Annotated in this window: 10 protein-coding genes; 5 read left to right on the top strand and 5 right to left on the bottom strand. The window is 66.5% G+C overall.

Annotation, left to right across the window (positions count from 1 at the left end):
* Positions 1 to 119: 119 nt before the first annotated feature.
* The 4 genes from ACR2JI_RS08710 to upp form a co-directional block, all read right to left on the bottom strand.
* The gene (locus ACR2JI_RS08710; protein WP_526389682.1) at positions 120 to 1,007 is read right to left on the bottom strand and encodes a type IV toxin-antitoxin system AbiEi family antitoxin; all 888 of its coding nucleotides are present in this window, start codon (positions 1,005 to 1,007) and stop codon (positions 120 to 122) included.
* A 147-nt stretch (positions 1,008 to 1,154) separates the two neighbouring features.
* Positions 1,155 to 2,108, bottom strand: a complete 954-nt coding sequence (gene galE, locus ACR2JI_RS08705; protein WP_526389681.1) for a UDP-glucose 4-epimerase GalE — start codon at positions 2,106 to 2,108, stop codon at positions 1,155 to 1,157.
* Between the two features lie 13 nt (positions 2,109 to 2,121).
* Positions 2,122 to 3,294 (bottom strand): amidohydrolase, encoded by a 1,173-nt coding sequence (locus ACR2JI_RS08700; RefSeq protein WP_526389680.1) that lies wholly within the window; start codon positions 3,292 to 3,294, stop codon positions 2,122 to 2,124.
* Positions 3,295 to 3,306: 12 nt separating this feature from the next.
* On the bottom strand, positions 3,307 to 3,930 hold the full coding sequence (upp, locus tag ACR2JI_RS08695; protein WP_526389679.1) for a uracil phosphoribosyltransferase: 624 nt from the start codon (positions 3,928 to 3,930) through the stop codon (positions 3,307 to 3,309).
* 33 nt (positions 3,931 to 3,963) lie between these two features.
* On the opposite strand from upp, the gene satS reads away from it, so the two are divergent.
* Positions 3,964 to 5,220 (top strand): protein export chaperone SatS, encoded by a 1,257-nt coding sequence (gene satS / locus ACR2JI_RS08690; protein ID WP_526389678.1) that lies wholly within the window; start codon positions 3,964 to 3,966, stop codon positions 5,218 to 5,220.
* Positions 5,221 to 5,285: 65 nt separating this feature from the next.
* On the opposite strand, the gene ACR2JI_RS08685 is transcribed toward satS, so the two are convergent.
* Positions 5,286 to 6,374, bottom strand: a complete 1,089-nt coding sequence (locus tag ACR2JI_RS08685) for an adenosine deaminase (protein ID WP_526389677.1) — start codon at positions 6,372 to 6,374, stop codon at positions 5,286 to 5,288.
* 197 nt (positions 6,375 to 6,571) lie between these two features.
* On the opposite strand from ACR2JI_RS08685, the gene sdhC reads away from it, so the two are divergent.
* Genes sdhC through ACR2JI_RS08665 form a run of 4 tightly spaced genes read left to right on the top strand, consistent with a single transcriptional unit; the run spans position 6,572 to position 9,915 of the window.
* The gene (gene sdhC, locus ACR2JI_RS08680) at positions 6,572 to 6,910 is read left to right on the top strand and encodes a succinate dehydrogenase, cytochrome b556 subunit (protein WP_526389685.1); all 339 of its coding nucleotides are present in this window, start codon (positions 6,572 to 6,574) and stop codon (positions 6,908 to 6,910) included.
* Positions 6,901 to 7,350, top strand: a complete 450-nt coding sequence (locus ACR2JI_RS08675) for a succinate dehydrogenase hydrophobic membrane anchor subunit (RefSeq protein ID WP_526389684.1) — start codon at positions 6,901 to 6,903, stop codon at positions 7,348 to 7,350. Before sdhC ends, ACR2JI_RS08675 begins: the two co-directional genes overlap by 10 nt.
* A 37-nt stretch (positions 7,351 to 7,387) precedes the next feature.
* Complete coding sequence (sdhA, locus tag ACR2JI_RS08670; RefSeq protein ID WP_526389676.1) at positions 7,388 to 9,142, top strand: succinate dehydrogenase flavoprotein subunit; 1,755 nt, start codon at positions 7,388 to 7,390, stop codon at positions 9,140 to 9,142.
* Positions 9,142 to 9,915: a succinate dehydrogenase/fumarate reductase iron-sulfur subunit gene (locus tag ACR2JI_RS08665; protein WP_526389675.1), complete on the top strand. Its 774-nt coding sequence runs from the start codon at positions 9,142 to 9,144 to the stop codon at positions 9,913 to 9,915. The genes sdhA and ACR2JI_RS08665 overlap by 1 nt, the downstream gene beginning before the upstream one ends.
* The last annotated feature ends 73 nt before the right edge of the window (positions 9,916 to 9,988 follow it).

The following is a 9,988-nucleotide window of genomic DNA, read 5'->3' as shown; positions in this document are numbered from 1 at the left end:
GCCGACGGTCTGTTCGGCGCCCTCGATGCCCGGCGCCTGCCGAAGTGAAGATGCCTCCCTGCCGCGAGCGTGCGTGTCGGTACACCGACACGCCGCCCGCCCGTACATTTCACGCACGGTCACGCCGCTTGAGCACGCCCAATGTGCGCGCTCAGTCGTTCCACCAACGCTGCAGGACGGCGGCGGACATCCTCCGCCACGATCGGCACCACCATCCAGCCGAGATCCTGCAGAGCCGCCAGCCGCTCGCGGTCGCGCCGAAGTGCATCCGTTCCGGAATGCCATACATCACCCTCATATTCGGCGCCCACCTTGAATTGGGGCCAGGCGAAGTCGAGACGACGCGGGCGGCCCCACGAGTCGACGATCTCGTACTGGAGCGCTGGACTCGGCAAGCCCCCGTCGAGCATCACCAGACGAGCTTCACTTTCCATCGGCGATTCAGCTCGACCGTCGGCCAGCGGAAGCAATTCGCGCACCCGGACGATGCCCCGTCGTCCCGCTTGAGCGACGGTGGCCCGCGCCAGTTCCGCCCGATCGCAGCGATTGGAACGCAGCGCCGCGTCCAGCGTCGCGAGCGCCCTCGGCCGGCGCAGGCCACGGGCCACCTCGATCGCCGTCCACGCCGCTGTCGTTGCTGAGCGACCAGGTACTGCCGACAGTGGTGCCCCATCACGGCGATGCACCACCAAACCATCAGCGTGCCGCAGCTGATGCCCCGCGGGGTTGAGCACATGTAGGTCCTGCGTGTCCTCGGTGTCGAATCCGTAGGACTGTGCCGCGGTGCCCAAACAGATCGAAACGGTTTCGCCGGCAGCTAGGTCCAGGCCCCGTAATCGACGGTCCTGGTCTGCCATTCCAAGGCTGTAGACGCCGTGCCAAATGCGTTCGATCACTGCAGCTTCGAGAAGCGTCCCCAGATTGCGGCGGCTGATGACCGCCAACAGCTGCGCGCTTGTCGCAACGCCCCCTTGATGCTGGAATACCTCGACGAATTCATCCGACACGGACCAATGCTGAACGCAGGCGGCCGTCTGCCAACAGTCACTATCGGCAACCCTGTGGACAACCAGCGTGCGCGAAATGCCCGCGCCGACGGCGTGTCTGCGTACACACACGCACGCTCGCGGAGGGTGGGGCAGCGGGGGGACCAGCTAACCCTGCGCGAAGGCCCAGGCGTCGGCGACGATCTCATCGATCGTCGTCCGGGAGGGACGCCAGCCGAGCTCCCGCATCGCCCGCTCGCTGGAGGCGATCAGCACCGCGGGATCCCCGGCACGCCGCTCGACGTCGAGGGCGGCGATCGGCCGGCCGGTGACCCGGCGGCAGCAGTCGATCACTTCGCGAACGCTGAATCCTGTTCCGCTGCCGAGGTTGTAGATGCTGTGCTCACCCGGCCGGGCGTGCTGCAGGGCGAGTAGATGCGCATCGGCGAGATCGCGGACGTGAATGTAATCCCGGATACAGGTGCCGTCAGCGGTGGGCCAGTCATTGCCGTACACCGCGATCTGGGCGCGCTGCCCGGTCGCCACCTGCAGCACCAGCGGGATCAGATGGGTCTCCACCGCATGCCGCTCGCCCAGCCCGCGGTAGGCGCCTGCGACGTTGAAGTACCGCAGGCTGGTGGCGGCGAGTCCGTGCGCCACCGCATATGACGTGATGGCATGGTCGATCGCGAGTTTGGTTGCCCCGTAGGTGTTTGTCGGGCGGGTGGGTGCATCCTCGGTGATCGGAGCCGATTCCGGTTCGCCGTAGGTGGCTGCTGTCGAGGAGAACACCAGCCGGGGAGTTCCCGCGGCGCGCATCACGTCGAGCAACTCCAGGGTCTTGACGACATTGCCGAACCAGTACTTCTGCGGTTCGGTCACCGACTCACCGACCAGTGACTTGGCCGCGAAGTGCAGCACCCCGTCGAAGGAGCCCTCACCCAGCAGGACGCCAGCCGCCGCCACCATGTCGTCATGCACGAACACCGCACCCTCGGGCACCGCGTCAGCGTTACCGGTGGAAAGATCGTCGACCACGACCACCTGATGGCCTTGTTCCAGAAGGACTTTCGCGCAGACGCTGCCGACGTAGCCGGCACCGCCGGTCACCAGAAGCTTCACGCAGCCGCCGGTGTCATGAGAAGGACGCCGCCTGCTCGACGACGTTGACCATCACTCGCACTCCCACACCCAGTGCACGCTCATCGAGGTCGAAATTCGGCTGATGCAGGTCCAACTGCGGGCCGTCTCCGCTCCACACCCCTAGACGAGCCATCGCGCCGGGGACATCCTCGAGATACCAGGAGAAGTCCTCTCCCCCACCGGATTGCTGGGTTTCGGCCAGCGACTCCGGCCCGACGGCCTCGATCGCGTGGGTCATGATCTGCGTGCAGCGTTCGTCATTGACCACCGGTGGAACACCTCGGTGATAGGCCAGCGAATGCTCGATGCCCAGCGGTGCGAGCAACCCTGAAACCGTTTCGCGGACAACGCCTTCCATCTCCAGCCAGGTCGCCCGGCTGGCCGTGCGCACGGTGCCGGACAGCGTGCCGGTCTGCGGTATGGCATTGGGCGCCGCCCCGGCGTTGGCCGCACCCCACACCATCACGGTGCAGTCCCGCGGATCGAGGCGCCGGGACAGCACACCGGGAAGGCCGGTGATCAGCGTCCCCATGCCGTAGACCAGGTCGGTGGTCAGGTGCGGCCGGGACGTGTGGCCGCCCGTCGAGTGCAGCGTGATCTCAACGAAGTCGGCGGCCGAGGTGATCGGGCCGGCGGTGATGGCGACGTTGCCGACCGCCAGGTGCGGATCGCAGTGCAGGGCGAAGATGCGCGACACCCCGGTCAGCGCGCCGGCAGCGATGGCGTCCAGTGCGCCGCCGGGCATCAATTCTTCGGCGGCCTGGAAGATCAGCCGCACGCCCACCGGCAGTTCCGGGACTGCGGCCAGTGCCGTGGCCGCACCCAGCACGATGGCGGTGTGCGCGTCGTGGCCGCAGGCGTGGGCGACACCCGGGATGGTCGAGGAGTAGGCCGCGCCGGTCCGTTCCGGCATCGGCAGCGCGTCGATATCGGCCCGCAGTGCGATCCGCGGTGCATGCTCGGGCCCGAAGTCACAGGTGAGCCCGGTGCCGTCGGGCAGCGTCTTCGGGTTCAGGCCGGCCTCGACCAGGCGGTCGGCGATGAACGCGGTGGTGGCGAACTCCTGACGTCCCAGTTCGGGGTGGCGGTGGAGGTGGCGGCGCCACGCGACGAGATCGTCGTAGTGGGCGGCCAGCCACGACTCAGCGGTGTCGGCCAACGGCATCGGGTGAGTATCTCACCGCGGCCCGAACTGCCGATCCCCCGCGTCGCCGAGTCCCGGAACGATATAGGCGGTGGCATTGAGGCCGTCGTCGATCGTGGCGGTGAACAACCGCGCTCCGGGCGCCACCCGCTCGACCGCGGCCACCCCTTCCGGTGCGCAGACCACGCACACGATGGTGATGTCGTGGGCACCCCGGTTCTGCAGCAGTTCGATGGTGTAGGCCATCGACCCCCCGGTCGCCAGCATCGGGTCGAGCACCATCACCGGCTGCTCGCGCAGGTCGGCCGGCAGCGACTCCAGGTAGGGCACCGGCTGGTGGCTCTTCTCATCGCGGGCGACGCCGACGAACCCGACCCGGGCCTCCGGGATCAATGCGTGCGCCTGATCGACCATGCCCAGGCCCGCGCGCAGCACCGGAACCAGCAGGGGCGGCGTGGCCAGCCGGCTGCCGATGGTGTCGGCTACCGGGGTCCGGACCGCGATCTGCTCGGTGGGCGCATCCCGGATGGCCTCATAGACCAGCATGTGGGTCAGGTCCCGCAGCGCCGCCCGGAACCCGGCATTATCGGTGCGCTCATCGCGCAGCGTGGTGAGCCGAGCCGCGGCCAGCGGGTGGTCAACGACACGGACATCCATAGCGACAAACTGTAGGTCGTTAGGCTGTCCCGCATGGCAGCAGAGCTCGTACCGATCCGACTCGGCCTCACGGCCGGTGACCTCTACTCGCTGTGGGCGCCCCGGTGGCGCGAGGACGGCGATGACTGGGAGGCCTTCCTGGGCAAAGACGAGGACGTCTTCGCTTTCGAATCGGTGGCCGATCTCGCGGCGTTCGTCCGAACCAACACCGACAACGACCTCACCGACCATCCGGCGTGGGGACGGCTGACCACGGCCAACGCCCACAAGCTGCAGCCCGCGGAAGACCGCAGCGCCGACCTGATCGCGGTCGAGGAGTTGCTGGCCGAGAAACCCACCGCGGAGTCCGTCGACGCACTGGCCCACACGATGGCCGTGGTGTCGTCACTCGGATTGGTGTGCGAGCTGCCCGCGGTGACCCGGTTCTTCAACGGCAACCCGAACCTGGGCCTGCTCGGCGGCGGTATCGAGCAGTTCGAGGGTCGGGCCGGCAAGAAGCGCTGGGACGGCATCGGCGATATCGTCGCCCGCGGCTGGGACGGCGTGCTCTCTGCGGTCGACGAACTCGTCACCACCCCGGAGTTCGACGCGAAGGCCGCTGCGGCGGCAGCCGCCGAACTCGATGAGCCGTTCGAGGATTCCGACGAGGACGACGACCTCATCGTGGAGACCGAGGACGACGAGGACGACGAGATCGCCATCGAGCGTGCCGCGGTTCCCGCCGCCGGGGTTCTCGGCGGGGACTCGAAGTTCTGGGAGCACGTCGGCATCGACCCGGTGCGGGTGATGGCCGGTGGCGGCACCTTCTACACGCTGCGCTGCTACTTCGACGACAAGCCGGTGTTCCTTGGCCGTAACGGCCGCATCAGCGTATTCCCGTCGGAGCGCACCCTGGCCCGCTACCTCGCCGATGAGCACGACCACGATCTGGCGGATCTGAGCACCTACGACGACATCCGCACCGCGGCCACCGACGGCTCGCTGCGCGTCGACGTCAACGACGACAACATCTACGTGCTCAACGGCTTGGCCGACGATATCGCCGACGGACCCGATTCCATCGACCGCGATCAGCTGGACCTGGCGATCGAGTTCGTCCGCGATGTGGGCGACTACTCCGAGGACGACACCGTCGAGACGCTGCTGGCCTCCGACACCGCGCTGGGCGGCTTGGTGGAGTACGCGCTGAGCCCGGACGCCGTCGATCGGCCCAGCGGCCCATTCAACAAGGCAGTCGCCGAGTGGGAACAGCTCGAGCGGTTCGTGGAGTCGCGGCTGAGGCGCGAATAGCGCCGAGGACGCCGACGACTTACAACACAGAGTCGCGGCTGAGGCGCGAATAGCGGGTTGAGCGGCTACTCCCTCAGCGCTGCGTAGCGCGGTTTGATCACCTCGTCGATGATGGCCAGCCGCTCGTCGAAATGAATGAACGCCGACTTCATCGCATTGATGGTGAACCACTCGAGGTCTTTCCAGCCGTACCCGAAAGTCTCTGCCAGTAGGAACATCTCGCGGCTCATGGTGGTGTCGCTCATCAATCGGTTGTCGGTGTTGACCGTCACCCGGAACCGCAACCGGGCCAACAGTCCGAACGGGTGATTCGCGATGCTGGGCACCGTGCCGGTCTGCACATTGGACGTCGGACACATCTCCAGCGGAATGCGCTTGTCCCGCACGATCGCGGCCAGCCGGCCGAGTTCGGCATTCCCGTCCGGCAACACGGATATGTCGTCGGTGATGCGGACACCGTGGCCGAGCCGGTCGGCTCCGCAGAAGGCCAGTGCCTCCTGTATCGATGGCAGACCGAATGCCTCGCCGGCGTGGATGGTGAAGCGGGCGTTGTGCGACCGCATGTATTCGAACGCGTCCAGATGCCGCGACGGCGGATTGCCCGCCTCTGCGCCGGCGATGTCGAACCCGACGACACCCCTGTCGCGGAACCGGATGGCCAACTCGGCGATATCGCGCGACCGGGCGGCATGCCGCATCGCGGTCACCAGGCAGCGAACCCTGATGAATAGTCCGGCCGCCGCCGCGGCCTTCTCCCCGGCAGCGAAACCGGCCAGCACCGCCTCGACCACCTCATCGAGGGACAGCCCGCCGGTCAGGTGCAGTTCAGGGGCGAAGCGGACCTCCGCGTAAACCACGTTGTCGCCGGCCAGATCCTCGACGCATTCCAGCGCGACGCGGTGCAGCGATTCCGCGGTCTGCATCACCGCGACGGTGTGCGCGAACGGCTCGAGATAGCGGACCAGCGACCCACTGTGGGCGGCGTTGCGGAACCAGGCCGCCAATTCGGCCTCATCGGTGCTGGGCAAGCCGTCATAGCCGATCCGGCCGGCGATATCGATGACCGTCGAGGGGCGCAGACCGCCGTCGAGGTGATCGTGCAGCAGCGCCTTGGGGGCCTGTCGGATCATCTCGAAGGTCAGCGGCGTTGCCATCAGGCCATTGTGCAGGTCTGAGATGTTCCGCACACCGACCTCTCAAACGCCCTACCTCGATGTCACCGCGGTGTCATCCTTTCAGCAGTAAAACAGCGATAAAGTCGTAAGGGATCCACGTTGTTGGAGGTTTGATGAGTACTGCGGTGCAGGCGTCGCCACGACGGCGCCGGACCTTCTATCGCGGCGACCCCGGCATGTGGTCGTGGGTGCTGCACCGGATCACCGGCGCCACGGTCTTCTTCTTCCTGTTCGTCCACGTCTTGGACACCGCCCTGGTGCGGGTCAGCCCGCAGGCCTACAACCAGATCGTGGAGACCTACAAGACCCCGATCATCGGCCTGATGGAACTCGGACTGGTCGCCGCGATGCTCTACCACGCGCTCAACGGGGTCCGGATCATCCTCATCGACTTCTGGTGGAAGGGCCCGCGCTACCAGCGGCAGATGCTCTGGGCGGTGGCTGCGGTCTGGCTGCTGGTCATGGTTCCGTCCACGGTGATCATCGGTATGCACATGGCGGAGCGATTCCTGTGACCCGCCCCGAGGCCCCGATCGCCGAACGGGACCACAACCGTCCGGCTGCTCTGGACAATCCACGCGCCCCGCGTCGGCACTCCGGAACGCCGAACTTCGAGAAGTACGCCTGGCTGTTCATGCGCTTCTCCGGGGTGGTGCTGATCTTCCTGGTGCTTGGGCATCTGTTCATCGGTCTGATGTGGGACGGCGGTGTCTACCGCATCGACTTCAACTACATCGCCGCGCGCTGGGCCTCGCCGTTCTGGCAACTCTGGGACCTCTCGATGCTCTGGCTTGCCCAGTTGCACGGCGCCAACGGCCTGCGCACGATCATCGACGACTACGCCCGCAAGGACTCGACCCGGTTCTGGCTGCACTCCCTGCTGGCACTGTCAGTCGTCCTGGTCACGGTGGTGGGCACCTACACCCTGGTGACCTTCGACCCGAACATCTCTTGAACCACACTCTCTTGAACCACACAGCGGGAGATCGCAGATGATTCAGCACCACAAATACGACGTCGTGATCGTCGGCGCCGGCGGGGCCGGTATGCGGGCCGCCGTCGAGGCCGGACCACGGGTCCGCACCGCGGTTCTGACCAAGCTGTACCCGACGCGCAGCCACACCGGCGCCGCCCAGGGTGGTATGTGTGCCGCACTGGCCAATGTCGAAGAGGACAACTGGGAGTGGCACACCTTCGACACCGTCAAGGGCGGCGACTATCTCGCCGACCAGGACGCGGTCGAGGTCATGTGCAAGGAAGCCATCGACGCGGTGCTCGACCTCGAGAAGATGGGCATGCCGTTCAACCGGACCCCGGAGGGGCGGATCGACCAGCGCCGGTTCGGCGGCCACACCCGCGATCACGGCAAGGCCCCGGTGCGCCGGGCCTGCTACGCCGCTGACCGCACCGGCCACATGATCCTGCAGACCCTCTATCAAAACTGCGTCAAGCACGGCGTCGAGTTCTTCAACGAGTTCTACGCGCTCGATCTGGTGCTCACCGAGACCGCCCGCGGCCCGGTGGCCACCGGCGTGGTTGCCTACGAGCTGGCCACCGGCGATATCCACGTCTTCCATGCCAAGGCGATCGTGCTGGCGACCGGCGGCTCGGGCCGGATGTACAAGACCACCTCCAACGCCCACACGCTGACCGGTGACGGCCTGGGCATCGTCTTTCGCAAGGGGCTTCCCCTGGAGGATATGGAGTTCCATCAGTTCCACCCCACCGGCCTGGCGGGCTTGGGCATCCTGATCTCCGAGGCGGTGCGCGGCGAGGGCGGGCGCCTGCTCAACGGCGAGGGTGAACGATTCATGGAGCGCTACGCGCCCACGATCGTCGACCTTGCCCCCCGCGATATCGTCGCCCGCTCGATGGTGCTGGAAGTGCTGGAGGGCCGCGGCGCCGGACCGAACAAGGACTACGTCTACATCGACGTCCGCCACCTCGGTGCCGATGTATTGGAAGCCAAGCTGCCCGACATCACCGAGTTCGCCCGCACCTACCTCGGCGTGGACCCGGTCACCGAACTGGTCCCGGTCTACCCCACCTGTCACTACGTGATGGGCGGCATCCCGACCACGTTGATCGGTGAGGTGCTGCGGGACAACACCCACGTCGTGCCGGGGCTCTACGCCGCCGGTGAGTGCGCCTGTGTGTCGGTGCACGGCGCGAACCGGCTGGGAACGAACTCACTGCTGGACATCAACGTCTTCGGCCGCCGCGCCGGGTTCTCCGCCGCCTACTACGCGCTGGGCAACCCCCGCATCGAGATGCCCGAGGAACCGGCCGCGATGGTGACCGAATGGGTGGCCGCGATCCTCTCCGAGCACGGCGACGAGCGGGTCGCCGATATCCGCACCGAGCTGCAGCAGTCGATGGACAACAATGCCGCGGTGTTCCGGACCGAGGAAACCCTCAAGCAGGCGCTCACCGACATCCATGCACTCAAGGAGCGATACTCGCGAATCTCGGTGCACGACAAGGGCAAGCGCTACAACAGCGACCTGCTCGAGGCCATCGAACTCGGCTTCCTGCTGGAGTTGGCCGAGGTGACCGTGGTCAGCGCGCTCAACCGCAAGGAGTCCCGTGGCGGCCACGCCCGCGAGGACTACCCCAACCGCGACGACACCAACTACATGCGCCACACCATGGCGTACAAGGAGGGCAAAGACCTGCTCTCCGATGTCCGGCTGGACTACAAGCCGGTGGTGCAGACGCGTTACGAGCCGATGGAGCGGAAGTACTGATGACCGATCTGATGGCCGAGAAGAGCGCACCTGTGGCGCCAGGGTCGGTGATGGTCACGCTGAAGATCGCGCGCTTCGACCCGGAGAATCCGGAGAAGTACGCCGACACCGGCGGCTGGCAGAGCTTCCGCGTTCCGTGCCTACCCTCGGACCGGTTACTCAACCTGATCATGTACGCGAAGAACTACCTCGACGGCACCCTGACCTTCCGTCGGTCTTGCGCCCACGGCGTGTGCGGATCCGATGCCATGCGCATCAACGGTGTCAACCGGTTGGCATGCAAGGTGCTCATGCGTGACCTGCTGCCCAAGTCCGACAAGCAGGTGACCATCACCATCGAGCCCATCCGCGGGCTGCCCGTGGAGAAGGATCTCGTGGTCGACATGGAGCCGTTCTTCGACGCCTACCGCGCCGTCAAACCGTTCCTGATCACCAGTGGCAACCCGCCCACCAAGGAGCGGATCCAGAGCCAGACCGACCGCGCCCGGTACGACGACACCACCAAGTGCATCCTGTGCGCCTGCTGCACCACCAGTTGCCCGGTGTTCTGGAACGAGGGCAGCTATTTCGGTCCGGCCGCGATCGTCAACGCCCATCGGTTCATCTTCGACAGCCGCGACGAGGGCGCCGCCGAGCGCCTCGAGATCCTCAATGACGTCGACGGGGTGTGGCGCTGCCGCACCACGTTCAACTGCACGGACGCCTGTCCACGCGGTATCGAGGTCACCAAGGCCATTCAGGAAGTCAAGCGAGCGCTGCTGTTCACGCGGTGACGATGCGGCGGGCATAAAGGCTCAAATTCAGCAGTTGGCGCGCACGGAGTGGCTCTGATCCGTACGCTCCTAC

Source organism: Mycobacterium sp. (assembly GCF_051006775.1).
Taxonomy (GTDB): domain Bacteria; phylum Actinomycetota; class Actinomycetes; order Mycobacteriales; family Mycobacteriaceae; genus Mycobacterium.
The sequence above is the reverse complement of the archived record's forward strand: the minus strand, read 5'-3'. Positions and strand labels throughout refer to the sequence as shown.

What these genes read in the sequence shown, in the direction of transcription:
- ACR2JI_RS08700 (WP_526389680.1), bottom strand. Translation starts at nt 3,294, where the DNA reads ATGCCGTTGGCCGACACCGCTGAGTCGTGGCTGGCCGCCCACTACGAC.
- upp (WP_526389679.1), bottom strand. Translation starts at nt 3,930, where the DNA reads ATGGATGTCCGTGTCGTTGACCACCCGCTGGCCGCGGCTCGGCTCACC.
- satS (WP_526389678.1), top strand. Translation starts at nt 3,964, where the DNA reads ATGGCAGCAGAGCTCGTACCGATCCGACTCGGCCTCACGGCCGGTGAC.
- ACR2JI_RS08685 (WP_526389677.1), bottom strand. Translation starts at nt 6,374, where the DNA reads ATGGCAACGCCGCTGACCTTCGAGATGATCCGACAGGCCCCCAAGGCG.
- sdhC (WP_526389685.1), top strand. Translation starts at nt 6,572, where the DNA reads ATGTGGTCGTGGGTGCTGCACCGGATCACCGGCGCCACGGTCTTCTTC.
- sdhA (WP_526389676.1), top strand. Translation starts at nt 7,388, where the DNA reads ATGATTCAGCACCACAAATACGACGTCGTGATCGTCGGCGCCGGCGGG.
- ACR2JI_RS08665 (WP_526389675.1), top strand. Translation starts at nt 9,142, where the DNA reads ATGACCGATCTGATGGCCGAGAAGAGCGCACCTGTGGCGCCAGGGTCG.